This is a genomic window from Nocardioides sp. NPDC023903, from assembly GCF_040639295.1.
GTDB lineage: Bacteria > Actinomycetota > Actinomycetes > Propionibacteriales > Nocardioidaceae > Nocardioides.
The window spans coordinates 570,305-593,729 of record NZ_JBEZZS010000001.1 but is presented as its reverse complement, the minus strand read 5'-3'; the positions used below and the strand labels follow the sequence as shown (position 1 = coordinate 593,729).

The window sequence follows — 23,425 nt, the reverse complement described above, 5'->3', positions numbered from 1 at the left end:
GAAGGGCCCGCTCGGGGCGGACCCCGTTCCCTCGACCCGACGGTTTCGGCGGCGGTTGGCTGAAGGTGTCCGGCCAAGACGGGCCGGCGAGACCGTGGGAGGAATCATGACTTCAATCTCCACACCAGGCTCCGCGACAACGCTGCCGGGGCACTACCCGCTGCCCGCCGCGCGGATGCTCGGGACGCTGAGGATCGCGTTCGGGCTCACGTTCCTGTGGGCCTTCTTCGACAAGCTGCTCGCGTTGGGCTTCCACACCGGTGCGATCACCAACGAGGCCGGCACCCGAACCGGTATCGACTTCTTCGCCCAGGACGCCGCCTGGATCAACGGTGGCAGTCCCACCGAGGGCTACCTGTCCAACGTGCCCGAGAACAACTGGCTGCAGGGCATGTGGAACGACATGGCGGGTCAGCCGTGGGCCGACTGGCTGTTCATGATCGGGCTGCTCGGCGTGGGCCTCACGCTCACGTTCGGCATCGGGATGCGGGTCGGGGCCATCGCCGGCGCGACGATGTACGTCCTGATGTGGTTCTCCAGCTTCCCGCTGGATCAGAACCCGATCATCGACGACCACCTGCTCGGTGCGCTCACGGTCGGCGTCCTGGCACTGACGTACGCCGGCGACACCTGGGGCTTCGGCAAGCAGTGGGCACGGATGCCGCTCGTCATGCACCACCCGTGGCTGCGATGACCACCCGCCCGACGCGCTACACACGTACGTTCGGGGAGGTCGGCATCGCCGACGTCCCCTTGGTCGGCGGCAAGAACGCCTCCCTCGGTGAGATGTACCGCGGCCTCCACGATCGTGACATCCGCGTGCCCAACGGGTTCGCGGTGACGGCCGACGGCTATCGCCACTTCCTGCATGCCTCTGGCATCGACTCGGCTCTGGTGACGATCTTCGCCGATCTCGACGTCGACGACCGCGAGAACCTCGCCGAGCGCGCTGCCCGGGCCCGAGGCCTTCTCCTCACCGCAGACCTTCCCCAGGACCTCGCCGAGGAGGTTGTGAAGGCCTTCCAGACCCTACGGCTGGAGTACGGCAGCGACGTCGCGCTCGCGGTCAGGTCCTCGGCCACGGCCGAGGACCTGCCGGACGCGAGCTTCGCCGGCCAGCACGAGTCCTACCTTCACGTCCAGGGCGAGGAGGCGCTGCTCGACGCCGTACGCCGTTGCTTCGCCTCGATCTTCACCGACCGGGCGGTCGACTACCGGGCGCGGCACGGCTATGACCAGCTGTCGGTGGCGCTCTCGGTCGGAGTGATGAAGATGGTGCGCTCCGACCTCGCCTGTTCAGGGGTCACCTTCACCCTCGACACGGAGTCGGGGTTCCGGGACGTCGTCTTCGTGACCGGCTCCTACGGTCTCGGCGAGAACGTCGTACAGGGCCTGGTCGAACCCGATGAGTTCTACGTGCACAAGCCGACGTACGCAGCCGGCCACCGCGCCGTGCTGAGCCGCCGTCTCGGGAGCAAGGCGGTGCGCATGGTGCTGGGGGAGACCGAGCCGGTGCGGAACGAGCCCACGCCGCCTGCCGACCGCGGCCGTTTCTGCCTCACCGACGAGGAGGTGCTCGAGCTGGCCGGTGCGGCGATGACCATCGAGCGCCACTACGGCAAGCCGATGGACATCGAGTGGGCCAAGGACGGCACCGACGGTCTGCTGTACGTCGTCCAGGCCCGCCCCGAGACGGTGGCCGCGAGGAGGCGACCGGCGGTCATGACCCGGTTCGTGGTCGAGGCGCACGGCGACCTGATCACCACCGGCCGCGCGGTCGGTGCCAGGGTCGGCGCAGGCCCTGCCCGGATCGTCCGCAGCATCGGGGAGGACGTGGGCTTTGCCCATGGTGACGTGCTGGTCGCAACCAGCACCAGCCCCGACTGGGAGCCGCTGATGAAGATCGCCTCCGCGGTCGTCACCGAGCACGGCGGTCGCACCTGTCACGCAGCGATCGTCGCCCGCGAGCTCGGCATCCCGGCCGTGGTCGGCACCGGTGACGCGACCCGCACGATCACCGACGGCGAGGAGGTCACCGTCTCCTGCGCGGAAGGCGATGACGGCCACGTCTATCGCGGCCTGGCCGACTTCCACGCGAACGAGGTCGCCACCGAGCTGACCGCGCGTCCGCGGACACACGTCATGCTCAACCTCGGCAACCCCGGGATCGCGTTCGAGTCGTCCTTCCTGCCCAACGACGGGGTCGGGCTGGCGCGGATGGAGTTCATCCTCGCCGAGCACGTGCGTGTGCACCCGCTCGCCGCGCTGCATCCCGAGCGCATCACCGACGCCGGCCAGCGCGCAGAAGTCCAGCGCCTCGTGGGCGGTGATGGCGCGGCGTACGTGATCGAGAGACTGGCCGAGGGGATCGGCACCATCGCCGCGGCCTTCCACCCCAAGCCTGTCGTCGTGCGCCTCTCCGACTTCAAGACCAACGAGTACGCGGCACTCCTCGGCGGTGCGGCCTTCGAGCCGGCCGAGCCCAATCCGATGCTCGGCTTCCGCGGGGCCGCGCGCTACGCCCATCCGGCCTATACCGAGGGATTCGCGCTCGAATGCGCCGCGCTTCGCCGGGTTCGCGAGGAGATGGGCCTGGAGAACGTCGTCGTCATGGTGCCGTTCGTCCGACGTCTCGACGAGGCCGACCGCGTGCTGGCCCGGATGGCGGAGCTCGGGCTGCGCCGCGGGAAGCACCGCCTGAAGGTCTATGCGATGTGCGAGATCCCGTCGAACGTCATCCTGGTCGACGAGTTCGCCAAGCGGTTCGACGGGTTCTCGATCGGCAGCAACGACCTCACCCAGCTCACCCTCGGCGTGGACCGCGACAGCGAGCTGGTCGCCTTCGACTATGACGAGCGCGACCCTGCGGTCGAGCGGATGATCGCTCTTGCGGTCCAAGGCTGTCGGCGTCACGGCATGCACTCCGGCATCTGCGGCCAGGCGCCCTCGGACCACCCCGAGGTCGTACGTTCCCTCGTCAGGCTCGGCATCGACGCGATCAGTGTCACGCCCGACTCGATCCTCGCGGTCACGCAGACCGTGCTCGCGGCCGAGGGGTGAGCCGTGATGGGCGACCAAAGGCCCTTGCCTCGGGCCGAGGGTCCCTGTCGGAGGACGGCCCCGCGGACCGACGCTGGATACATGGCTGAAGTAATCAACGAGCGTAGAGATCTCATCCTGGCAGGGGTCGACGGCACCGAGGCCGGGCTCGCCGCCGCCCGCTATGCGGCCGCTGAGGCGGCTCGGTCCGGTGCCGCGTTGCACCTGGTCTACGTGGTCGACCCGTACGCACCGCCGCTGCCGACCTGGCCGGTGGCGCCCACGGCCCCCGACTCCAGGATGGGTCAGCTCGGACGAGCGATCCTCGCAGAGGCGGAGGACGCGGTCGCGGAGAGCGGTGCGGTGGTGACCACGGACCTGCTGCTCGGCCTGCCGGCGACGGTCCTGGCCCAGGAGTCTGCCAAGGCACGGTTGGTCGTGCTGGGTGACCAGCCGCGGAGGGGGCTCGACCGGATCATCACCTCCTCCATCCTCGCCCCGGTCGCCGCTCACGCGCCCGTGCCGATGATCGCCGTCCCCGCTACCTGGGTGCCCGGGGACGAACGCCGCGAGATCGTCGTCGGGGTCCAGGACGCCGCCGGCTCCATCGCCCTCGTACGCCGCGGCCTGGAGATGGCGGCCGAGCGGGGCGCGCCCCTGCGGCTTCTGCACGCCTGGCACACCTTCGGGGCCTTCCAGGACTACCTCGCCGTCGGGAGCGAGGAGCAGGCCTGGATCGACCGGGCCGAGCGAGAGCTCACCGCCACCCTGGGCGCGGCCCGAGCGGACTCGGGCCCGAAGGTGGCCGGAGTCGATGCCCGGGTCGACGTCGTGCACGCCCAAACGGCGTACGCCCTGGTGGAGGCATCCCGGACCGCGGATCTGCTGATCCTCGGCCATGGCCGGAGCTTCCGCGGCTTCGGGCATCTGGGCGGGACTGCCCGGGCCGTGCTTCGGGAGAGCATCTGCCCGGTCGAGATCGACCCCTCCGTGGCACCGGCGTTCGAGGGGGACGCCGGAGCCACGGACGGGGTGATGACAGCAGACAGCCGGCCGGTCGGTGCCGGGCGACAGTGACGAAGGAGAAGACGATGTATCTGGCAGCACGATGGTTCCCCGGTCACCTGACCGAGCTCGACCGCGCCGAATGCGTGGAGCTGCTCGAGCGGAGCGAGGTCGGAAGAGTCGCCTTCGGCGACCCGGACGGACCTCTGGTCCTGCCGGTCAACCACGTCATGGTGGGCGAACGGATCGTGTTCCGTGCCGCGCCGCGCACGGCGATCGCGGACCACGTCGGCACCGGACAGGTGTCGTATCAGATCGACGAGTTCGACTCCTACACCTCCTCGGGCTGGAGCGTGCTGGCACGCGGGTCCGCGGAGTTCGTCGACGGCGTCTGGCTGACGGCGCACGACCTCAGGCCGGAGCCGTGGGCGGACGGCCGGCGAACGCTGTTCGTGTGCATCACGCCGACCCAGATCACCGGCCGGCGCGTCGTGCCGGTCTGAACCACCCCCACAAACGAGTAGAGCACAGACGAGAAGACGGAAGAGTCGAGATGACGTACGCAGCAATCCCCGAGGGCGCAGTCCTGGTCGGGGTCGAGAACTGGCCGGCAGCGGCCGAGAGCGTGTCGTGGGCGGTCGAGCAGGCCTACCGCGACGGACGTGACGTGGGCCTGGTCCATGTGGTGTCGGCCACGACCCTGGAGACGCCGCCCGGATTCCGGGCCGGTGCCCCCTCGGAGCCCGAGCAGGCGCACGGGTCGGTGGTGCTGTCGAGCGCCGGTCGCTACGCCGAGCGTCGCCTCGATGAGCTCTCCAGAGCCGCGGCGTTCGACGGATACCGGCGCCCGGAGGTGACCACGTCCCAGCAGATCGGGTCGTTGGAGCCCGCGCTCGTTGCCGCGTCCGGCCATGCGTCGATGCTGGTGCTCGGGTCGAGAGGCAAGGGACCGATCGGCAGCTGGATCCTCGGCTCGGTCAGCCGGTCCGTCGTCTATGACGCGAAGTGCCCGGTCGTCGTGCTGTGCCCGGGCGGCGGCGGCGTGGGCCGAGGTGTGCTCGTCGGCATCGACGGGACCAGCGACTCCATTCCCGCCCTGGAGTTCGCCTTCGACCAGGCCGACCAGCGGAACCTGCCGGTGACGGTGCTGTACTGCTACCGCGCCAGTGGCGCCGAGCGGCCCGACGCCGACCGGGTGCTGGTCGCGGAGTGTGTGGCCGGACTTCGGGAGCGCTATCCGGACCTGCATCCACACCTGCGGATCCAGGCCGGAAGCCTCGGGCACGCGCTCGCGGAGCAGGCCCAGACCATGCACATGGTCGTGGTCGGTGGCGGGGGAGCGGTGGCCAACCATCTCCTGGACCACGCGCACAGCGTCGTCGTCACCGTGCCGACGACCTACTCCCGAGCTGGTACGACGCCTCCCGCCCCGGCCAGGTGAGCACGGACGTCGGATCGAGGCTGGGCGGCGAGGGCGCGGCGGAGCCGGGCGACCGGGCCGGGGCTGTCGATGCCGACCGCGCCGACAGGGCGGCCCTCTCGCCGGTAGAGGATGAACCCGTCGCCGTGGTCCTCCTCATCGGCGGCGGTCGTCTCGCCGACGACCTGGATCCGGTGCCCGTGCCAGGTCGACCAGGCGAACGGTACGGAGGCGAAGACCTCGGTGGCTCCCGCGGCGTTCGCGCCGGCGACCCGGCCCTGTTCACCGGCAGCGGTCCAGTGCTCGTTGCGCTCGCCGTCGACGCACGCCACGTCCCCCGCGGCCCAGACCCCGGGCGCGCTGGTCGCGAGCCGGCGGTCGCAGAGAACCCCGCCGGAGCGAGCGTCCAGGGCGACGCCGCTGTCGGCTAGCCATGCCGTTGCCGGGCGGGCGCCGATGCCCAGGACCACGGCGTCGGCCGCGAGGGTCTCACCGGTGCTCAGCTCGACCTCGTCGACGCCGCGGTCTGAAGTCCTCACGCCGGACACGGTGGTCCTGGTGAGCAGCCTGACGCCGGCGTCGGCGTGCAGCTGCATCAGCCGCCCGGCCGCGAGCGGTCCGACCGCGCGCTCCAGCGGGCGGCTGCTCGCCTCGACGACCGTGACCTCGATCCCGCGGGCGCGGGCGGCCGAGGCGATCTCGGAGCCGATGAACCCGGCCCCGACGATCACCACGCGGCGCGATCGGGCCAGGGAGTCGCGTACGGCGAGCGCGTCGTCGTAGCGACGGAGCACGTGCACGCCGGGGAGGCCGGTCAGCCCGGGCAGGGTGGTTGCCGTGCTGCCGGTGGCGATCACGAGCGCGTCGTAGCCGAGGTCTCCGGCGCTGGTGGTCACCGTCCGGTGCGCGGTGTCGAGGCCGTCGACGCGCACTCCGGAGAGGTGGCGTACCTGCAGCTCCTGGATCACCTCGCTCGACCTCAGCATCGGCACACCGGGCTGCTCGTCGCTGGCGAGCGCCGCCTTCGACAGCGGTGGCCGGTCATAGGGCGGGTGCGGCTCGTCGCCGACGATCGTGATCGGCCCGGACCAGCCGGCCTGTCGTGCGCCTTCGACGGCGCGGAGCCCGGCCAGGCCGGCGCCGACGACCAGAAGTGATGGCATTCGTCTTCCTCCGACTCGATGGGTCGCGCTCAGCCGAGGAGGCGGAGCGCGGAGACCGGGCAGGAGTCGACGGCTGCCTTGACGTACCCGCGGTCCGGGTCGGGCACCTCGTCGGTGAGGACCTCGACGAGGCCGTCGTCGCCGATCTGGAAGTAGGTGTCGGCCTGGGCCTCGCACATGCCGATGCCCTCGCACAGCGTCTTGTCCGCTTCGATCGTGTTCACAGCACTGACTCCTTCAGCGGGATGAAGTCGACCTTCTCGCGTACGCCGCAGTCCGGGCAGCACCAGTCGTCGGGGATGTCTCGCCAGGCCGTGCCGGCGGCGAAGCCCTCGAGCTCGTTGCCGACCGCGACCTCGTACACGTAGCCGCAGCCCGGGCACCGTCCGGCGGCGACCTCGTCGTCGAAGGTCTGCCGGGTCTGGTCGAGCTTCACGGTGTCCTCGGCCGCGGGATCCGCGGGCGGCGGGAACTTGGCGAGCAGCTTGTCGCGCCGGCCGGGGCGTACGTTCGCCTGGCGGATATCGCCGTCGAAGTGGGCGACCACGCGCTTGTCCATCACGCGGCGCCACAGCGGCGGGACCAGGGCCAGCACGATCATGCCGGCGTAGCCGGTCGGCAGAGCCGGGGACTCCCGATAGTCACGCAGGGTCTGGTAGCGCCGGGTGGGGTTGGCGTGGTGGTCGCTGTGCCGCTGCAGGTGGTAGAGGAGCACGTTGGTGGCGATGTTGTTGGAGTTCCACGAGTGCATCGGCAGCACCCGCTCGTAGCGCCCCGACGTGGTCTTCTGCCGCAGCATCCCGTAGTGCTCCAGGTAGTTGACGACCTCCAGCAGGGAGAACCCGATGACGGCCTGGAGGACGAGGTAGGGCAGGATCCCGACGCCCAGCCAGAGCGTCATCGCGGCCCACAGGGCCACGCTCATCAGCCAGGCGTTGAGGACGTCGTTGCCGAGGTGGAACGGGTGGGTGCCCTTGCGCCGGTAGCGCTTGGCCTCCAGGCCCCAGGCGCTCCGCAGCGACCCGAACACCGTGCGGAACCAGAACCCGTAGAGGTTCTCGCCCATCCGGGAGGAGGCCGGGTCCTCCAGCGTTGCGACACGTACGTGGTGGCCGCGGTTGTGCTCGATGTAGAAGTGTCCGTAGAAGCTCTGCGCGAGGGCGATCTTGGACAGCCAGCGCTCGTGGCTCTCCTTCTTGTGGCCGAGCTCGTGGGCGGTGTTGATGCCGATGCCACCGATGAACCCGATGGTGAGAGCCAGGCCGATCTTGTGCGCCAACGGCCAGTCCTGGGTCGCGATCAGGTACATCGCGAAGGCGAACCCGGCGTACTGGATCGGGAGGAACGCGAAGGTGATGTAGCGGTAGTACCTGTCCTCCTCGAGCTCCTCGATGACGTCGTCGGGCGGGTTGGAGCGGTCCAGGCCGGCCGCGAAGTCGATGGCCGGGACGAGGCCCAGGACGACAATCGGCCCCGTCCACAGGAACACGCCCCAGCCGGTCAGGGCGTAGCCGCCTACGGCGATGAAGGCGAAGGACGGGACCACGAGTCCGAGGAGCCATAGGTAGCGCTTCCTGTCCCGCCACCTCTCGGTGGAGCCCCTGTCGACGGTGCCACTGGCGTCGAGTGTCATCTGCTGCCTCCTGTGATCTCGGTTACGACCACTGTCAGAATGGACGTACGCAGCAGCGAAGTCTCTGGCCGATCAGGCCGAATCGCTCACAGAAAACTGTGCGTATTCACAGTCGGCTTCGTGAGGAAGGCGTCGTGGTAGTCGAGCGCCAGCAGCAGGTCGCCGGCCCGCTCGCGCAACGGGCGTCCGAGGAGCCGCTCGGCCTGGGCGACGCGGTAGCGGATGGTGTTCTTGTGGATGCCGAGCCGCTCGGCGAGCCTGTCTGCCGTCTCGGCCGAGGTGAGCACCTCGCGTACGGTCTCGCGGAGCCGGTCGTGGGGCGGTTCGGCCAGCCCGCGCAGCGTCGTCCGGGCGAACCGCTCGGCGGCAGCGGGGTCGTGTGCGATGAGGACCAGGGCAGCCACGTCGTCGTAGGCGGTTACCGGGTCTTGACGGCCCGGTGCCTGTGCGACTCGTTGGGCCGCCTGGGCGTCGAGATGCGCTGCGACGAAACCGTCGAGCCCGCTCCCACCGATGCCCATCGTCACGCGGACGGCTGAGGGATCGATCGCGATGTCGGTCACGGTGTCCGGCTGTTCGCTCAGGGCGAGCCAGGCCCACATCTCCCTGCCGCCTGGGCGCACCAGCACCGACCGGGTGTGGCCGCCGGCTCGGCGGGAGACGGCGGTGAGGGCCGGCTCCAGCTGCTCGATCGAGTCGGCGGTGAGCGCGTGCGCGACCAGGGCGACATGGCCGGGGATGTTGATCGGGTGGCCGTCCAGCGCGGCGGACAGCTCGGTGGGGGAGACGCTCCGGGTGTCCAGCGCCTCGGAGACCACCTCGAAGCGGCGCGCGTCCCCACGCTGCCGGATCCGGTTCGTCTCGGTCTGGTGGATGAGCACCGACTGCTCGACCGAGCAGCCGAACCACGCGGTGGCCTTCGTCCAGAACCAGACCAGCAGGGCTTCGTGGTCGAGATCGCTGGGCGCCTGTCGGACGACCTGCACCGCGAAGTCCCAGCTCGCCTCCTGAGCCCGCTGGTAGACCTTGAGCAGCAACGGGAGACCGAGATGGCGGCGCGCGGCCTCGAGTGCGATGGCGTGTGCGGTCGGGACCAGCTCGAACTCCGCGTCCGGCAGCGTGATCCGGTCGAGGAAGGCGTACCAGTGCTCTTCGACGGCTTTCAGGAGGAGGGGTCGGAGATCGGCCAGATCGATCTCGCCGTCGGCCAGGATCGCGTCGGCGGTCGACGCGGCCCAGCGGGCGACCTCCTCGGGCCGGCGTTGCTCGTCGGCGAATTCCGCCAACCAGTCACTGATGTCGGTCATCGCACTCACCTCTCTCGACGCGCCGGATTCGCGCAGTCTACAAACGCCGGGCCGGGCGGCGGTGGCGCGGAGACGAGGCTCAGATCTGCATCCGGAGGACCGCGCCGGGCCAGGGCTCGGGCTGCCCGGTGTCGACTGTGAACCGTCGCTCCAGCGCGAACCCGAATCCTTCGTACGTCCGGACGAGCGCCTGGTCGTCGCCGGCGTAGCAGTCGAGCCTCAGCTGGGCGACACCTCGCTCCCGGGCGATCCCGACCGCGTCGTCGACCAGCGTCCGGCCGATGCCGGAACCGCTTCGGGCACGGTCGGTGACGAGCAGCTGCAGGTAGAGCTCGGGGATCGGGGCGGGATCGACGTACGGCAGCGGTTCGTCGGCCAGCACGCAGACCCCGACCACCTGCCCGTCCGCCTCGGCGATGCGCGCGGTCCGCTCGGAGAGCATCGTCCGGATCTGCTCCACCCGCGCCTCGACGGACGAGAACGGCGCCTCGCCCCACTGCCCGGTGCGGCCCTGCGAGGCGAGCCAGGCGACGGCGGTGTCGAGGAGACTCATGGCTGCTGGGAGATCGCTGACCGACCCGGTTCTGACACGCATGGAGCGAACGCTGGCACGGCTCCGATCGGCTGTCGAACGCTTTGGACGTGGTGTCGAAAAACCAGTCGCGGGCCCAGATGAGCGGCTGATAGCGTGTGCCGCGATGGGTACTCTGAAGCGATAGATCGGGACGCTGCGTCGAGTCTTCTCCGCAGTGGGTCCTGAGCGACCGCGCCGTCCGACCCGGCGCGCTCGAGGTCCGTGTTCCGACCCGTCGCCAAGAGGAGTCCTCGTGTTCCCGTCTGCTTTCTCTCCCTCCGCCGTACGCAGCCACCGCGTCTGTGAGCTGCGCTCGGCCACCGTCCGCTTCGCCGAGCGGATCGTCCTCGACCGTGTCGACCTCGCCGTCGGCCCGGCCGACCGACTCGCCGTCATCGGCGACAACGGCGCCGGCAAATCGACCCTGCTCGACCTGCTTGCCGGTGCCGTGAAACCGGTCGCCGGGGAGGCCCACGTCGTCATCCCCGGCGGCATCGCACACGCCGCCCAAGAGCCACGGTTCCCGGCCGGAGCGACGGTGCGAGATGCCGTCGACCTCGTGCTCGCGGACCTGCGGGCGCTCGAGTCGCGCATCCAGAGTTGCGCTGAGCGCCTGTCGATCGCCGGCGACCAGGATCAGCCGGCGCTGCTCGAGGAGCTCGGCGAGCTGATCGACCGGTTCGAAGCCCGCGACGGCTACGGCGTCGACCGGCGCGTCGACGCCGCACTCGACCAGCTCGGTCTGGGTGCTGTCGACCGGGGGCGTCCGGTCGAGGGGCTCTCCGGGGGCGAGCGCGCCCGGCTCGCTCTCGCCGTGGCGCTGTCGGCCAACGCAGAGCTGCTTCTGCTCGACGAGCCGACCAACGACCTCGACGGTGCGGCGCTCACCTGGCTCGAGTCGCAGCTGGACGCACATCGCGGGGCGATGGTCGTGGTCACCCATGACCGGGCCTTCCTCGAGCGGAACGCCTCCGACATCGTCCAGGTGCGCGACGGCGGGCTGCGCCGCTACGGCAACGGGTACGCCGGCTTCCTCGTGGCGCGAGCTACCGAGCGGCGACGCCAGGCCGAGCGGCACGAGGAGTGGAAGGCCGACCTTTCCCGCAACGAGGCGCTCGTCGCGGCGAACGCGTTTCGACTCTCCGCGATCCCGCGCAAGCTCGAGCTCGACGGATTCGGTCACGGCGCCTTCCGGGCGCGCAGCCGCGACCATGGCGCGATGGGCCGGATCCGGATGGCTAAGGAGCGTGTCGCCCGGCTGCGGGCCGATCCAGTCGCGCCGCCACCTGAGCCGCTCCGGTTCGCCGCCGGTCTCGGGTCCGACGCGTCGCCGGCCGACGGGCCCTACGTCGCTCTTCGTGACGTACGTCGTGACGCCGGTGCCTGGCTGCAGATGGCCGCGTGGTCCCTGAGTGCCGGGGACCGCTGGCTGGTGACCGGACCGAACGGGGCCGGCAAGACGACGCTCCTGCGGCTGCTGGTCGGCGAGCTCGCTCCGGATTCGGGGACCATCGAGCGCGCCCCGGGGGTGCGGATCTCTTGGCTCCGCCAGGATGTCGCGGCGCCACCTGCGGGCTCGGTCGCCGGCGTGTTCGCCCGAACCGTGGGGATCCACCGCGAGGACGCCATCGAGCGCCTGCGGCGGTTCGGACTGTTGCGCGAGGACGAGCTGGGCCGCCCCGTGCGGGGTCTCTCGGTCGGGCAGCGTCGCCGCCTCGACCTTGCGATCGCGCTGGCAGACCCTGGTGACGTACTGCTTCTGGACGAGCCGACCAACCACCTCGACCCCGAGCTCGTCGATCAGCTCGAGGACGCCCTCGACGCCCATCCCGGCGCCGTCGTCACCGTCACCCACGATCGCCACTGGATCCGCCGCGCCTCGGGGGCGCGGCGCGTACGTGTGCACGGCGGTGGTCGGGCGGAAGTCACCGGCTGAGGTGCTCCCTGGGCGAACGAATTTTCGTTCGCCCAGGCGAACGCCGCACCCGTGGGCCGTCGACCGGCAGGTTCTAGTCGGGAAGCAGCCTCACGCAGATTCGTGCGGCGGAAGGTAGAAGTCACGCTGCGCGAGCGCGGCGGCGTACGCGAAGACCTCGCGGGCATCTTCTGGGGCGAGGAACGGGAAGTCCTCGCAGACCTCCTCGAAGGTCATTCCGGCGGCGAAGAGCTCGAGGAACTGGGCGGCCCCGAACCGGAAGCCGCGAATGCACGGCTGACCACCGAGCTTGTCGGGCTCTACGGTCAGCCGGTCGAAGCCCGGAACTGTCTGTGTCATGCGTTGAAATCTACGCCTCTGGACCTCCTGATTGTTGTCGCGACGAATCAGGCGAACCCATTGACATGAAACCAAATGGTTTCCTATTCTGGATCTGTGGAACAGGTGTTTCGAGCCCTTGGTGATCCGACTCGGCGGGCGCTGCTCGACGCGCTGTTGCAAGAGGACGGGCAGACGCTGTCCTCGCTGGTGAGCCGTCATTCGATGACCCGCCCGGCGGTGGCGAAGCACCTGGCGATCCTTGAGGAGGCCGGCCTGGTGGTCGTCGTGCGCAAGGGACGCGAGAAGCACCACTTCCTCAACGTCGTGCCGATCCGCGAGATCCATGACCGCTGGGTGACGAAGTACACCGAGACCTGGGCGAGTGGCCTCGCCGAGCTGAAACGAGACCTGGAGCGCACGATGGAGAAAGTCTTCGAGATCTATATCCGCACCACGCCGGAGCGGCTGTGGGAGGCGATCACCGATCCGCAGATCCGCGCGAAGTACCACTTCGGTGCCGGTGTCCACTCCGACTGGACCCCGGGATCGGGCTTCACGATGGTGCACCCGGGGTCGAACGGGCCGCTCGCGGAGGGCGAGAACGTCGTCGTGGAGCCGCCGACGCGGCTCGTGCAGTCGATGCGCACGCTCTGGTCCGACGCTGCCGAGGAGCAGGGCACCACTCGCGTGACCTGGGAGATCGAGCCTGTCGGCGACTCCTGCCGCCTCACCGTCACCCATGACCAGCTGCGCGGCGACGCGCCCCCGGAGCTCTACGGCGGCTGGCCGATGATCCTGTCCGGCCTCAAGACGTGGCTGGAGACGGGGGAGACCCTGACCACCCCGGGATCGCAGATGTACGACTCGAACCGAGAGGAACCCTCATGAGCACCATCACCGACATCCGCACCATCGGCATCACCACGTCCGACCAGGACAAGGCCATCACCTTCTACCGCGACACCCTGGACTTCGTCGTACGCCTCGACGTCGACGGTCCGACCCGCTGGATCGAGGTCGCTCCGGCCGGCGCCGACGTCTCCCTCGCCCTGGTCGCCGGCGATCGCGAAGCAGGGGAGGTCACCGAGACCGGCATCCGGTTCAACGTCCCCGACGCGGCCGCCGCACGCGAGACGCTCAGCGCCCGTGGAGTGAGCGTCGGTGAGCTGCTGCTCTGGCCGGGCGTACCGCCGATGTTCACCTTCGACGACCCCGACGGGAACCGCTTCGTGATCCTCGAGCAGACGGCAGCCGAAGCATCATGACCACCCCGTGTCCCTGAAGGTCTCGCCTCATCGAGCGGTGTGGGCCAGGTAGCCCGCGGTGAGCGCGACCATCTCCTCGAGCACGGCCTCGCGCGGGTAGGGCGGTCGGTCGAGCACCCAGCGCAGCGCGATGTTCTCCATCGCCACCACCAGCACCCACGCCGTGATCTGCGGGTCGGGGCGGGTCACCGCATCCGATCCGGCCCGCAGATAGGCGGCCGTGAGGTCGCGTACGCGGTTGACGAGAGCCGCATGGCGATCTCGGTTGCGGGAGGCGGGGAGCTCTTCGATCAGGACGCGCAGGAGGGCCGGATCCTGCTCCAGCCCGGCGAGGAGGGCATCTGCGACCGACCGGATCGCCGGGGTGCCGGTGCTGCTCGCCTGTAGCGCCAACGCCGAGGCGGTGCGCTCGGAGACGTCCTCCCAGTAGCGGCTGATCACGATGTCGAGGATCGAGGCCTTGTCGGAGAAGTACTGGTAGAGCGAGCCGGGGCTGATTCCGGCGGCGACCGCGACGCGGTTGGTCGAGAAGGTCTCGTAGCCGTCGTCGATCAGCACTTGGCGTCCGGCCTCCAGGATGCGCTCGACCGTCGCCCTCGAGCGGGCCTGGGTGGGTGTCTTGCGCATGGCCCTACGTTAGGCAGAACGCGAATTGAAAGCGAGCTCTGGCTCGCATCACGCTTTAAGTATGACAACAGTCGCGCAGCAGGGCACCCAACCCACCGGATTCCCCACACGTTTCCGCGAAGGCGAGGCGCGCAGCCGCCGTCTCGGGCGGCCGTTGCGCCTCCTGGGACGCATCGCCGAGGTCGACGAGGACCTGATGGAGCGGATCGGACGGGCGTTCAGCGAGCGGGATGAGGCCGGCGCGCGGCTGGCGGAGGCGATCCGGATGCGAGCCGGGACGCCGGGCAAGGTCACGATGACCCAGCTGCGTACGGCCCTGGAGCACGGTGTCGCGGCGGTGGAGTCCCCGCCTCCGGCGCTGGCCGACTTCTTCGCGCAGGTCGAGGCCACCCCGGACTGGGTCGACTGGGACCTCGTCGACGAGGGCAGCCGCGTGTTCACGCGACTCGGCCAGAATGCGGCCGACGTGCTCCTGCAGCTCTCGCTCATCAGCGGCTACCGGTTCGGCGGTCCGCCAGACCTGCTCGTGGCCACCGGCGGGCTGACCGGCAGCACCACCCGGCGACGCCTCGCCGAGACCCAGCACTGGGCGGTGAGCCTGCGTAGGCCCGGCGCGCTGCGGCCACCGGCGCCCGGATCGGGTTCGGGTGAGGCGTGGCGGCTCACCGTTCACGTACGGGCCATGCATGCGCTGGTCAACGCCGGGTTCGAACCCAGGTGGGACACCGGCAGGTGGGGGCTGCCGATCAACCAGGCCGACCAGGCGGCCACGCTGGGCCTGTTCGACGGCGTACTCATCATCGGGTGCCGGGCACTGGGAGTGCCGATCTCCAGGCGGGACGCCCGGGCGCTGATGCATCTGTGGAAGTACGTCGGCTGGCTGATGGGCGTCGACGAGGACTTCCTCGTCGACGACGAGTGGGAGCGGCACCGGATCAACTACCACGTGCTGCTCTCGCAGGCGGAGATCTCCGAGGCAGGACCGCAGCTGGCGCAGGCGGCGGTCGACGTCCAGAGGGATCGCAGCTATCCGGGTTGGCCGGGTTCCTTGGAGCGGGTGCGTGGCTGGTACGAGAAGGAGCGGGTCCTCTCGATGCTGACCGTCTTCCTCGGGACCAGGTCGATGCATGAGCTCGGCCTTCCGACGAGACCCCCGTGGGCGCACGCCTACCTGCTGCCGCTGAACCTGCTCAGGTATCGGGTCCTCGGCCGAACCGCGACGGGCCGGGATCGCCTGGAGAGGCGAGGTGAACGAAATGCCGACTCGCTGCTGGCCAGCTACTTCGGCCGAGAGCGCGCGGCGGTCGGCAACCTCCCGGAGTGAGCGTCAGTCGCGGGTGGCACCGGGAGGGGTGAGGGCGGCCTGGACGGTTCCGTCGATCAGGGCGGCGGCGTCGGCCGCCTTGATCTCGCCCCGGAAGACCGCGCCGGAGGCCGCGTGGAGGACGCTCTGGAGCAGGGTCAGCTGCCACTCGAGCGGCTGGTCGTCGCGGAAGCTACCGTCGCGCCGACCGCGCTCCATGAGCGGCTTCCAGCGGTCGACCAGCCCGACGTGAACCGCCTGGAACTGCTCCTGGGGCATGCTCTGCTCGGCCGCGACGATCAGCGCGCCGTACTGCTGCGTCAGTCGCCACGACGCCTCGAGGAGCCTGCTGAGAGCGGCACGGGGATCGCCGTCGAGGTCGACCCCACCGAGTGCTTCGTCGGCCTGCTGGATCGCACGTTCGACGACCTGGGTCACCAGGGTCGCCCGGGACTCGAAGTGGCCGTAGAGCGTGACCCGCCCGACGCCAGCCGCCTTGGCGATGTCGGCGACGCTGACGTCGGGATCGCGGGCGAGGCAGGCGGTTGCCGCGTCCATGATCGACTCGATGTTCTTACGTGCGTCGGCGCGCTTGAGGGTCGTCACGGCCGGAACCTCCCACGAGATGTTGTGCATCAGGGTATCGGCTGCCGTGCGGCCGGCCACGCGCACATCACCTTGGCGCGGACCGTGGCGCCGAGGCGGCGGTAGAACCGGATCGCGGCGTCGTTGTCGGGTTGTACGCCCCAGGTGATCGTGAGGCCGCCGGAGCGGCCGGCCAGCTCGGTCATCAGCAGCCTGCCGACGCCCGCGTCGCGATGGCCGGGACGGACGTAGAGGTCGTCGAGGGCGATGATGTCGCTGCCCGACCTCAGGTGCAGGCGGCGTACGGCAGAGACGTAGCCGACCGGCTCTCCGTCGATCTCGGCGAGCAGCACGATGATGTCCGGGCGCTCGAGGTAGCCGGCCCACTGCGCGGCGGTCACGGTGACGGAGTCGGACTGGGCCTGATGGGCGGCGATCTCGCCGATGAGCGTGCGGACGGTCTCGGCGTCGTCAGGGGTGGCTTCGCGTACGACGACGTCCGGGTCGGGCTGTGCGGTCATGCTGGTTCCCGGTCGGTCGCGGCGTGGGCGTGATGTGCGTGGCTCCCGGAGTATTCGCCAGGGCGCGCGAGCATCGCGACGAGCATGAAGAGCAGCATGAATACGTGACCGAGCAGCATCAGGCCACCCGCGTCGATGACCCCGAGCCAGAGGAAGGGAAAGAGGACCACGAAGCCGGCGTACATCGCCGCTGACATCTCGAGGATCGACCTCGATCCGTGGCCGCGGAAACGCATCCAGGCGGCCATGGGGATCACCATCGTGGTGGCCATGACGAGCGAGTCGACGTCGGCGCGATGCACCCACGCGCTCTCCGGCGCTCCGCCGACGGCGAGCAGCCAGAGCGGGTAGAGCACCATCATTCCGACGGCCATCGCGATGACCATCTGGAGGTAGTGGAGCGCGAACGAGAGCGCGCGGGGTCTGGGGCGGTGGGTCTTCGTCATGAGTCGGTCTCCTGATGGGTCTCGGTGGATGCGGGTCGGCCGGGGATCAGTGCCCCGGCGAGGACGGCGGCGAGCGCTGCGATCACGGCCGCGACCAGGTAGGCCCGCTCGAAGCCGTCGGTGGTGCCGTCGACGAGGCTGGCCGCGGCGACGCCGGACATCACCGCCGCGCCGAGCGAGGCGCCGAGCTCGTGGAAGGTGCTCAGGATGCCGGAGGCCACGCCCGCGAGGTGCGGCTCGACCTGGCTCAGCGCGGTCGCGGCCGCGACCACGAACAGGACCCCGAGGCCGGCGGAGCCGACGCTGACCGCGATCACGGTGGACAGCGTGTTCATGCTGATCGCGGGTACGACGAGCCCGGCGGCAGCGATGAGCAGCCCGGCGACCCCGAGGGTGCGAGCGCCGAGGCGGCCGATGAATCTGCCGGCCAACTGCGCGCCGACCATGGTCGCGGCGGCGACGGGAAGGAACAGCAGCCCGGTCGCGAGCGCCCCGTGCCCGGCGGCGCCCTGCAGATAAAACGTCCCGAGGAAGAACACTGCCACCATCAGCCCGGTCGCCACGAACAGCACGAACGTGCCCGACAAGACCGGCCGCCGCGTGACCAGCGCCGGGTCGATGAGGGGATGACGCGTACGTCGCAACCAGCCGGCCAGGATGGCGTAGCCGACGATTCCGCCCGCGAGGAGGACGAGGGTGCGGCTCGAGGTCCAGCCCTCGTCGCCGGCCTCGATGAAGCCGAGGATCAGCAGGCCGGTGGAGGCGGTGACGATCAGTGCGCCGATGAGATCGAGACGTACGTCGCCTCCCCAGGCCGGCAGCGACGGGAGCTGCCGGGCCAGAAGGATTGCCACGACGACGCCGACGGGCACGTTGATCAGGAAGACCCACTCCCAACCCGGTCCGGCGGTCAGGGCGCCGCCGAGAAGTACGCCGATCGCGGCCCCTCCGGCCCCGAGTGCCGACCAGATCCCGAGCGCGCGGTTGCGCTCCTCGCCGTCGAAGAGCCGGACCACGATCGAGAGGGCAGCGGGGGAGAGCATCGCCGCCCCGACCCCTTGGGCGACCCGTCCGCCGATCGCCATCTCGGCGCTCGTGGCGAGGCCGGTAGCCAGGGAGGCCACGGTGAAGGTCGCGAGCCCAGCGAGCACCACGGGCTTCGGGCCGAACAGGTCGGCAGCCCGCCCGCCGAGCAGCATCAACCCGCCGAACGCGAGCGTGTACGCACTGACCACCCAGGTCAGCGCATCGCGCCCGAGGCCGAGGTCGGCGCCCATGTGCGGCAGCGCGATCGCCACCACGGTGACGTCGAGGATCAGCATGAACTGCGCCAGCCCCAGCAACCCGAGCAGCCGCCATCGGCGCGGGTCGGCGGACTGGTCGACGGCTTCGCCTGCGTTGGTGTTTGAAGTCATGGCGCGCCTCCTGAGGCACAAGTTGAACATTGATGTACGAGATACTAACTCGAACACCGATGTACGACAACGGGGTTTCTCGAGGCGTCACCCCTTGCACGGTCTCGAGGTCGCGCCCAAGGTGGATACAGCGACCATCGAGAGAAGGGCAGGCCCATGTCTTCACACACCTACCGCGTCACCGAGATCGTCGGGACCTCAGACGAAGGACTCGAGCAGGCGATCCGCAACGGCGTCGGCCGAGCAAGCAAGACGCTGCGGCACCTGGACTGGTTCGAGGTCACGCAGATCCGCGGACACGTCGACGACGACGACATCCAGCACTTCCAGGTCGGGCTGAAGGTCGGCTTCCGGATGGAGGACGAGTGACGGCGCCGCGGCGCTGAACGGGGACTACGCGGGGTCGCGCGGCAGTACGCCCGGCCCCTCACGCAGCTCGAACACGAGCTGCGTCTCGGTCTGCCGTACGACCCGGTGGACGGTCACGTGCTGCAGGACGAAGTCGCGCAGGGCCTCGGCATCCTCGACGGCGACGTGGAGGTGGAAGTCGTCAGCGCCGGCGACGTGGAAGGCCTGGATCACACCAGGGGTCGTGGCCAGATCGTCGTAGAGCTTTTCGACGTGCTCTTTGCTGTGGCTGCCGAGCCGCACCTTGATCACGGCCTGCAGCGGGTAGCCCAGAGAACGGACGTCGACGTCGAGGCGGCGGCCGGTGATGACGCCGCTGTCGCGCAGCGCCCGCAACCGGTAGGCGCAGGTCGACTCGGCGAGGCCGAGGCGCGATGCGAGCGCCTTGTTGGTGAGCTCGGGGTTGGCGGCGAGCTCGCTCAGGATGCGTCGGTCGACGGAGTCGAGGGCGGCTGCGGATGGTTGTACTTTCGCCAACGGGCTCACCTGGATCACTGGTCGAATTGCTCGAAGTCGTCAGTATCGGGGATTGGATGGGATCTTCGGCAATCGATATGGCTTGATCTTGTGGTTCCGGCCAGCATCGCGTCATGCCGATTGCGAACCCTCACCTCGACTCGCTCGCCGTCCACGCCGGCCGGGAGGACCTGGCGATGTACGGCGTCCACGCCCTCCCGATCGATCTGTCCTCGACCAATCCGCTGCCCGACATCGAGCGCGGTGGCGCGTCGTACGAGGCGATGGCGACCGGTGGCCATCCGCTCCCGGACGGCGGTTCCGTCTACCAGCGGCTGTGGAACCCCACCGTCGCGCGGTTCGAGTCGGCGCTGGCGCAGCTGGAGCAGGCCGAGACCGCCGTCGCATACGCCTCGGGCATGGCGGCGATGACCGCAGCGATCATCGCGAGCACCTCGTTCAACGGCAAGCGGCACGTCGTCGCCGTCCGCCCGCTGTACGGCGGCACCGACCACCTGCTCGCCTCCGGCCTGCTTGGCGTGGAGGTGACGTTCTGTACGGAGCACGAGGTCGCCGCCTCCGTCCGGTCGGACACGGCGCTGGTGGTGCTCGAGACCCCGGCCAACCCGACCCTCGACCTGGTCGACATCGCGACCGTCGTCGCGGCTGCTGGTGACGTACCGGTGCTCGTGGACAACACCTTCGCCACCCCGATCCTGCAGAACCCGCTCACCCTAGGCGCGGCGATGTCGCTGCACAGCGCCACCAAGTACATCGGCGGCCACGGCGACGTCGTCGGTGGTGTGATCGCGTGCGACGAGGAGATTGCTGCGCGCCTGCGCCAGGTCCGTGCGGTCACCGGTGGCCTCCTGCACCCGCTGGGTGCCTATCTCCTCCACCGTGGCCTCGCCACCCTGCCCACCCGCGTACGGACCCAGCAGGCCGGCGCGGTCGAGATCGCGGAGTGGCTGCAAAGGCACCCGGCAGTCGAGCGGGTCTACTTCCCCGGGGAGGACGATGATCGGGGTCTGGTCGGCAAGCAGATGCGCGGCCCCGGTGCCATGGTCACGATCGCGCTGCGCGGCGGGTACGACGCAGCCGCCCGCGTGACCTCGTCGGTCCAGCTCTTCACCCACGCGGTCTCGCTCGGCGGCGTCGACTCGCTGATCCAGCACCCCGCCGGCCTCACCCACCGCCCGGTCGCGGCTCACGCCAAGCCCTCAGCGAACCTCGTACGCCTCTCGATCGGACTCGAGAGCCCTGAGGACCTGATGACCGACCTCGACCAGGCCCTCTCGAGTACGCCCGAGTTCGCCTGAACAACCTGGGAGGGCCGCGGTCTTCGTGTGCCGAATACTCGGTACCTCGCCCTGCGGCTCCACACCACCGATTCGCCAGGGAGGAGCGTCGACGTCACTGCTACAGCCCAGGGGAGACGCGATGACGCAGAACGCGAACGGGGATACAGAGGCTCCGACCGTGCTCCAAGAGCCAGCACCGGTGCAAGAGAGCCCCGACGTGCAGAACCCGGCGCCGGTCGGCAGGTGGCCGTGGCAGATCTCGGCGGCCATCGCGGCCGTTGCTCTGATCGCTTTGCTTGTGGTCCTGGCGTACGGCTGGGTCTACATCGTCCAGCACAACGAAGCGCAGGAGCGCGCAGACTGGGAGCAGCTGCTCGGCATCATCGACCGGGTCCAGAACATCGCGCTGTTCGTGCTCGGCGCACTCCTCGGTGTGTCAGTCACGGGCGCCGCGGCGAAGGGCGCGGCTACCGTTGCCGACCAGAACAAGAAGGAAGCCGAGAAGCAGCACGATGCGGCCATGCAGAACATGCAGGCGGCGGCGAACAACATGAAGGTCGCCGAGGTCGCCGTACGTGACACTCGCGCCGCCGCGTCGGAGCTCGCCTCGCAGATAGCCCAGGTGAAGGCCAGCTCTGCCCAGGACCTCCTCGACAGGATCGGCGAGAACCTCCAGGTCCTCGACCTTGCCCAGACCAACTCGGCCGACCCGCTGAGCGATCTCGGCCTGAACGGGGCCAGTCGATACGTGGTGCTTCCGGAGTCGACCCTTGACGCCGTGGGTGGCGCACCCGACACGCGCGACGCGGAGAAGCTGGTCGCTGAGCTCCAAGACCGGTGGGCGTGAGCAGGATTTGCTGACCGGCGTCACGTGGAAACCCGATTGTGTCGGCGGGTGAGAAGCGGTCAGGCTGGCACACATGACACGCCCAGCACCGCTCGACGCCGCCCGCGACCTGGTCGGCACGCGAGCTCCTCGCCCTCGATGAGGTGGCCGGAACCAGCTGGGCAACGACGCTTCATGAGTCGCTCCAGCTCGCCATGACAGGCGACACGAAATCACTGGAGCGGGCCGCCGATGCGGCACTCGCGGAGGCTGGAGGCAGGCTCTGGGACGGCCACCGCCAGGTCGCCGCAGGATGGTGACGATGAACAGAACGAGGAGTACGCGATGACGGTTTGGTTCACCTCGGACCTACACCTTGGCCACGCGCGCCTGCTCGAGCTGTCCGAGGCGCGGGGAGCGGCGTTCGCGTCGATCGATGAGCATGATGCGCGTCTGGTGGCGAACTGGAACGAGACCGTGGCGCCGGAGGACACGGTGTGGGTCCTGGGCGACGTAGACATGCACGGCAAAGATGCCTCGCTCGCACGAATCTCCACGCTGGCGGGCACGAAGATCCTCGTGGCCGGAAATCACGACGCCTGCTGGGCGGGCATGCGAGACGGCTGGCGAAAGCGTGACCGTTATCTGGCAGCGGGGTTCGCGGCGGTGATGGACTTCGGGGTTGCCAAGCTCCCGCCCGTACGTCAAGGCGGGTCGGCCACCCGCGTACTGCTGTCCCACTTTCCCTACGCGGGCGACTCGCACGACGAGGACCGCTACTCGCAGTTCCGGCTTCGCGATGAGGGTGTGACCCTGCTCCACGGTCACGCGCATGACGCATTCCGCGAGGGGCGTACGCCCAAGGGGACCTGGGGCATCAATGTCGGTGTCGACTGGTGGGACTACCGGCCGGTCTCGGCAGAGCGGCTCGCTGAGCATCTCGAGGATCTCCGCCATGAGCGCGTGGCCCCGGTCGCGGGCGATTCGGATCGTTAGCGGGACGCCCGACAGCCGTGCCATGTGCGAGCATCCGACCTGCTTCGAGCGATCAGTCGGGGGATCGGTTCATAGACGGGCCGGGCCGACCCTTGGGGTCACGCACCAGGTCGTCGAGATACTCGGAGAGCGGGACCGGTCCTGCGGCCAGGAGGCCGAATGGGACAGAGAACTCCGTGCTCGGGCCACTGAGGGCGATTTCGACCCGTGGCGTTTCACGAATCTCGACTCGGTCCAGCTGGTCCCACGCCGCCTCCCGGGTCTTGCGGTAGCCGACATACGTGATCGTTGAATGCGTCAGGACGAGCCTGTTCATCCGGAAACGTCCGCGAAACAGCATCGCGACGACAGGGATCAGCATGACCGCAACGATCAGCGAGATCGCGAACATCGAAGCCGATCCAGCTTCCATGCCGTCTCGAAAAACGCCGATGGCGAAGGCGATCGGAAACCCAGTCGCGCAAAGCAGCATCGCGATCAGCATTGTGGCCACCGAGCGCAGGCCGTGGATCACGACGCCGTCGTTCGTGGGCGCCGTTTCCAAGGCGGTCGAACGTCGCCGGACTGTGGCGATGACCAACAGTCCGTAGCCAAGAAGGAGAGCCGTGGAGGCGAGCACGGCCGAGATCCGGCCCGGAATCGATCCCGAGGTGCCGACGGTGAACCCGAAGACCGCTATCGGCAGCACGATCAGGGCAATACCGTGTGTCCGCAACAGCGGCCAAGTCACGACGGCGAGCGGTGAGAACTTCCCAGAAACGGGGGCGCCGCCAGCCGATTCAGCCCCAGAACGTGATCGCATCACCTGAATCCTCCAGCCCGTGGTTCTTGTTCGGAGCGTCTCAACTGACACCCAATCCTCATGCAGCGTCGGCGGT

26 protein-coding genes are annotated in these 23,425 nt (G+C 69.5%); 13 read left to right on the top strand and 13 right to left on the bottom strand.

The window, feature by feature from the left end; all coding sequences use genetic code 11:
* The first annotated feature begins 106 nt into the window (after positions 1-106).
* From AB0F44_RS02875 to AB0F44_RS02855, 5 genes are all read left to right on the top strand, one after another.
* Positions 107-694 (top strand): hypothetical protein, encoded by a 588-nt coding sequence (locus AB0F44_RS02875; protein WP_357352455.1) that lies wholly within the window; start codon positions 107-109, stop codon positions 692-694.
* Positions 691-3,060, top strand: coding sequence for a phosphoenolpyruvate synthase (ppsA, locus tag AB0F44_RS02870; protein ID WP_357352710.1), 2,370 nt, complete (start codon positions 691-693; stop codon positions 3,058-3,060). The genes AB0F44_RS02875 and ppsA overlap by 4 nt, the downstream gene beginning before the upstream one ends.
* Before the next feature lie 81 nt (positions 3,061-3,141).
* Positions 3,142-4,116, top strand: coding sequence for a universal stress protein (locus tag AB0F44_RS02865; protein ID WP_357352453.1), 975 nt, complete (start codon positions 3,142-3,144; stop codon positions 4,114-4,116).
* Between the two features lie 14 nt (positions 4,117-4,130).
* Positions 4,131-4,547: a pyridoxamine 5'-phosphate oxidase family protein gene (locus tag AB0F44_RS02860; protein WP_357352451.1), complete on the top strand. Its 417-nt coding sequence runs from the start codon at positions 4,131-4,133 to the stop codon at positions 4,545-4,547.
* A gap of 50 nt (positions 4,548-4,597) precedes the next feature.
* Positions 4,598-5,485, top strand: coding sequence for a universal stress protein (locus tag AB0F44_RS02855; protein WP_357352449.1), 888 nt, complete (start codon positions 4,598-4,600; stop codon positions 5,483-5,485).
* Here AB0F44_RS02855 and AB0F44_RS02850 read toward each other — a convergent pair.
* The 5 genes from AB0F44_RS02850 to AB0F44_RS02830 all read right to left on the bottom strand — a co-directional run bounded on the left by AB0F44_RS02850 (position 5,443) and on the right by AB0F44_RS02830 (position 10,162).
* On the bottom strand, positions 5,443-6,627 hold the full coding sequence (locus AB0F44_RS02850; protein ID WP_357352447.1) for an FAD-dependent oxidoreductase: 1,185 nt from the start codon (positions 6,625-6,627) through the stop codon (positions 5,443-5,445). The two genes, AB0F44_RS02855 and AB0F44_RS02850, sit on opposite strands and share 43 nt — an antisense overlap.
* Positions 6,628-6,656: 29 nt before the next feature.
* On the bottom strand, positions 6,657-6,851 hold the full coding sequence (locus AB0F44_RS02845; protein ID WP_357352445.1) for a ferredoxin: 195 nt from the start codon (positions 6,849-6,851) through the stop codon (positions 6,657-6,659).
* Positions 6,848-8,260 (bottom strand): fatty acid desaturase, encoded by a 1,413-nt coding sequence (locus AB0F44_RS02840; RefSeq protein WP_357352443.1) that lies wholly within the window; start codon positions 8,258-8,260, stop codon positions 6,848-6,850. The genes AB0F44_RS02845 and AB0F44_RS02840 overlap by 4 nt, the downstream gene beginning before the upstream one ends.
* An 86-nt stretch (positions 8,261-8,346) precedes the next feature.
* Positions 8,347-9,567, bottom strand: coding sequence for a helix-turn-helix domain-containing protein (locus AB0F44_RS02835; RefSeq protein WP_357352441.1), 1,221 nt, complete (start codon positions 9,565-9,567; stop codon positions 8,347-8,349).
* A 79-nt stretch (positions 9,568-9,646) separates the two neighbouring features.
* Positions 9,647-10,162 carry a GNAT family N-acetyltransferase gene (locus tag AB0F44_RS02830; RefSeq protein WP_357352439.1) on the bottom strand — a complete coding sequence of 172 codons (516 nt, stop codon included), beginning with the start codon at positions 10,160-10,162 and terminating at the stop codon, positions 9,647-9,649.
* Positions 10,163-10,394: 232 nt separating this feature from the next.
* Between AB0F44_RS02830 and AB0F44_RS02825 the strand changes: the two genes are divergently transcribed.
* Positions 10,395-12,077, top strand: coding sequence for an ABC-F family ATP-binding cassette domain-containing protein (locus tag AB0F44_RS02825; RefSeq protein ID WP_357352437.1), 1,683 nt, complete (start codon positions 10,395-10,397; stop codon positions 12,075-12,077).
* 90 nt (positions 12,078-12,167) lie between these two features.
* On the opposite strand, the gene AB0F44_RS02820 is transcribed toward AB0F44_RS02825, so the two are convergent.
* Positions 12,168-12,416 (bottom strand): DUF433 domain-containing protein, encoded by a 249-nt coding sequence (locus AB0F44_RS02820; RefSeq protein ID WP_357352435.1) that lies wholly within the window; start codon positions 12,414-12,416, stop codon positions 12,168-12,170.
* 96 nt (positions 12,417-12,512) lie between these two features.
* Between AB0F44_RS02820 and AB0F44_RS02815 the strand changes: the two genes are divergently transcribed.
* Together AB0F44_RS02815 and AB0F44_RS02810 are read left to right on the top strand one after the other, a co-directional pair.
* A complete protein-coding gene (locus AB0F44_RS02815; RefSeq protein WP_357352433.1) occupies positions 12,513-13,286 on the top strand; it encodes a metalloregulator ArsR/SmtB family transcription factor in 774 nt (257 codons plus the stop codon).
* On the top strand, positions 13,283-13,663 hold the full coding sequence (locus AB0F44_RS02810) for a VOC family protein (protein ID WP_357352431.1): 381 nt from the start codon (positions 13,283-13,285) through the stop codon (positions 13,661-13,663). The genes AB0F44_RS02815 and AB0F44_RS02810 overlap by 4 nt, the downstream gene beginning before the upstream one ends.
* 27 nt (positions 13,664-13,690) lie before the next feature.
* Here AB0F44_RS02810 and AB0F44_RS02805 read toward each other — a convergent pair whose 3' ends face one another.
* Complete coding sequence (locus AB0F44_RS02805) at positions 13,691-14,290, bottom strand: TetR/AcrR family transcriptional regulator (RefSeq protein WP_357352429.1); 600 nt, start codon at positions 14,288-14,290, stop codon at positions 13,691-13,693.
* A gap of 61 nt (positions 14,291-14,351) precedes the next feature.
* Between AB0F44_RS02805 and AB0F44_RS02800 the strand changes: the two genes are divergently transcribed.
* Positions 14,352-15,614: an oxygenase MpaB family protein gene (locus tag AB0F44_RS02800; RefSeq protein WP_357352427.1), complete on the top strand. Its 1,263-nt coding sequence runs from the start codon at positions 14,352-14,354 to the stop codon at positions 15,612-15,614.
* 3 nt (positions 15,615-15,617) lie between these two features.
* On the opposite strand, the gene AB0F44_RS02795 is transcribed toward AB0F44_RS02800, so the two are convergent.
* Genes AB0F44_RS02795 through AB0F44_RS02780 form a run of 4 tightly spaced genes read right to left on the bottom strand, consistent with a single transcriptional unit; the run spans position 15,618 to position 18,560 of the window.
* Positions 15,618-16,199 carry a TetR/AcrR family transcriptional regulator gene (locus AB0F44_RS02795; protein ID WP_357352425.1) on the bottom strand — a complete coding sequence of 194 codons (582 nt, stop codon included), beginning with the start codon at positions 16,197-16,199 and terminating at the stop codon, positions 15,618-15,620.
* 29 nt (positions 16,200-16,228) lie between these two features.
* Positions 16,229-16,699, bottom strand: coding sequence for a GNAT family N-acetyltransferase (locus AB0F44_RS02790; RefSeq protein WP_357352423.1), 471 nt, complete (start codon positions 16,697-16,699; stop codon positions 16,229-16,231).
* Positions 16,696-17,145, bottom strand: coding sequence for a hypothetical protein (locus AB0F44_RS02785; protein WP_357352421.1), 450 nt, complete (start codon positions 17,143-17,145; stop codon positions 16,696-16,698). Before AB0F44_RS02785 ends, AB0F44_RS02790 begins: the two co-directional genes overlap by 4 nt.
* On the bottom strand, positions 17,142-18,560 hold the full coding sequence (locus AB0F44_RS02780) for an MFS transporter (RefSeq protein WP_357352418.1): 1,419 nt from the start codon (positions 18,558-18,560) through the stop codon (positions 17,142-17,144). The genes AB0F44_RS02785 and AB0F44_RS02780 overlap by 4 nt, the downstream gene beginning before the upstream one ends.
* Before the next feature lie 156 nt (positions 18,561-18,716).
* Here AB0F44_RS02780 and AB0F44_RS02775 point away from each other — a divergent pair, with 156 nt between their 5' ends.
* The gene (locus AB0F44_RS02775) at positions 18,717-18,929 is read left to right on the top strand and encodes a dodecin (RefSeq protein WP_350657846.1); all 213 of its coding nucleotides are present in this window, start codon (positions 18,717-18,719) and stop codon (positions 18,927-18,929) included.
* Positions 18,930-18,953: 24 nt separating this feature from the next.
* Here AB0F44_RS02775 and AB0F44_RS02770 read toward each other — a convergent pair whose 3' ends face one another.
* The gene (locus AB0F44_RS02770) at positions 18,954-19,454 is read right to left on the bottom strand and encodes an Lrp/AsnC family transcriptional regulator (RefSeq protein WP_357352708.1); all 501 of its coding nucleotides are present in this window, start codon (positions 19,452-19,454) and stop codon (positions 18,954-18,956) included.
* A 104-nt stretch (positions 19,455-19,558) separates the two neighbouring features.
* On the opposite strand from AB0F44_RS02770, the gene AB0F44_RS02765 reads away from it, so the two are divergent.
* From AB0F44_RS02765 to AB0F44_RS02755, 3 genes are all read left to right on the top strand, one after another.
* On the top strand, positions 19,559-20,743 hold the full coding sequence (locus tag AB0F44_RS02765; RefSeq protein WP_357352416.1) for an aminotransferase class I/II-fold pyridoxal phosphate-dependent enzyme: 1,185 nt from the start codon (positions 19,559-19,561) through the stop codon (positions 20,741-20,743).
* Between the two features lie 121 nt (positions 20,744-20,864).
* Complete coding sequence (locus tag AB0F44_RS02760) at positions 20,865-21,572, top strand: hypothetical protein (RefSeq protein WP_357352414.1); 708 nt, start codon at positions 20,865-20,867, stop codon at positions 21,570-21,572.
* Positions 21,573-21,896: 324 nt separating this feature from the next.
* Positions 21,897-22,547, top strand: coding sequence for a metallophosphoesterase (locus AB0F44_RS02755; RefSeq protein WP_357352412.1), 651 nt, complete (start codon positions 21,897-21,899; stop codon positions 22,545-22,547).
* 52 nt (positions 22,548-22,599) lie between these two features.
* On the opposite strand, the gene AB0F44_RS02750 is transcribed toward AB0F44_RS02755, so the two are convergent.
* Positions 22,600-23,349: a hypothetical protein gene (locus AB0F44_RS02750; protein ID WP_357352410.1), complete on the bottom strand. Its 750-nt coding sequence runs from the start codon at positions 23,347-23,349 to the stop codon at positions 22,600-22,602.
* Positions 23,350-23,425: the final 76 nt, after the last annotated feature.

Bases quoted from the DNA above. Each gene is read 5' to 3' on its own strand.
- AB0F44_RS02860 (WP_357352451.1), top strand. From the start codon at position 4,131: ATGTATCTGGCAGCACGATGGTTCCCCGGTCACCTGACCGAGCTCGAC.
- AB0F44_RS02810 (WP_357352431.1), top strand. From the start codon at position 13,283: ATGAGCACCATCACCGACATCCGCACCATCGGCATCACCACGTCCGAC.
- AB0F44_RS02755 (WP_357352412.1), top strand. From the start codon at position 21,897: ATGACGGTTTGGTTCACCTCGGACCTACACCTTGGCCACGCGCGCCTG.
- AB0F44_RS02790 (WP_357352423.1), bottom strand. From the start codon at position 16,699: ATGACCGCACAGCCCGACCCGGACGTCGTCGTACGCGAAGCCACCCCT.
- AB0F44_RS02840 (WP_357352443.1), bottom strand. From the start codon at position 8,260: ATGACACTCGACGCCAGTGGCACCGTCGACAGGGGCTCCACCGAGAGG.
- AB0F44_RS02780 (WP_357352418.1), bottom strand. From the start codon at position 18,560: ATGACTTCAAACACCAACGCAGGCGAAGCCGTCGACCAGTCCGCCGAC.
- AB0F44_RS02775 (WP_350657846.1), top strand. From the start codon at position 18,717: ATGTCTTCACACACCTACCGCGTCACCGAGATCGTCGGGACCTCAGAC.
- AB0F44_RS02805 (WP_357352429.1), bottom strand. From the start codon at position 14,290: ATGCGCAAGACACCCACCCAGGCCCGCTCGAGGGCGACGGTCGAGCGC.
- AB0F44_RS02765 (WP_357352416.1), top strand. From the start codon at position 19,559: ATGCCGATTGCGAACCCTCACCTCGACTCGCTCGCCGTCCACGCCGGC.
- ppsA (WP_357352710.1), top strand. From the start codon at position 691: ATGACCACCCGCCCGACGCGCTACACACGTACGTTCGGGGAGGTCGGC.
- AB0F44_RS02800 (WP_357352427.1), top strand. From the start codon at position 14,352: ATGACAACAGTCGCGCAGCAGGGCACCCAACCCACCGGATTCCCCACA.
- AB0F44_RS02760 (WP_357352414.1), top strand. From the start codon at position 20,865: ATGACGCAGAACGCGAACGGGGATACAGAGGCTCCGACCGTGCTCCAA.
- AB0F44_RS02835 (WP_357352441.1), bottom strand. From the start codon at position 9,567: ATGACCGACATCAGTGACTGGTTGGCGGAATTCGCCGACGAGCAACGC.
- AB0F44_RS02875 (WP_357352455.1), top strand. From the start codon at position 107: ATGACTTCAATCTCCACACCAGGCTCCGCGACAACGCTGCCGGGGCAC.
- AB0F44_RS02785 (WP_357352421.1), bottom strand. From the start codon at position 17,145: ATGACGAAGACCCACCGCCCCAGACCCCGCGCGCTCTCGTTCGCGCTC.
- AB0F44_RS02820 (WP_357352435.1), bottom strand. From the start codon at position 12,416: ATGACACAGACAGTTCCGGGCTTCGACCGGCTGACCGTAGAGCCCGAC.
- AB0F44_RS02850 (WP_357352447.1), bottom strand. From the start codon at position 6,627: ATGCCATCACTTCTGGTCGTCGGCGCCGGCCTGGCCGGGCTCCGCGCC.
- AB0F44_RS02865 (WP_357352453.1), top strand. From the start codon at position 3,142: ATGGCTGAAGTAATCAACGAGCGTAGAGATCTCATCCTGGCAGGGGTC.
- AB0F44_RS02855 (WP_357352449.1), top strand. From the start codon at position 4,598: ATGACGTACGCAGCAATCCCCGAGGGCGCAGTCCTGGTCGGGGTCGAG.
- AB0F44_RS02750 (WP_357352410.1), bottom strand. From the start codon at position 23,349: ATGCGATCACGTTCTGGGGCTGAATCGGCTGGCGGCGCCCCCGTTTCT.
- AB0F44_RS02830 (WP_357352439.1), bottom strand. From the start codon at position 10,162: ATGCGTGTCAGAACCGGGTCGGTCAGCGATCTCCCAGCAGCCATGAGT.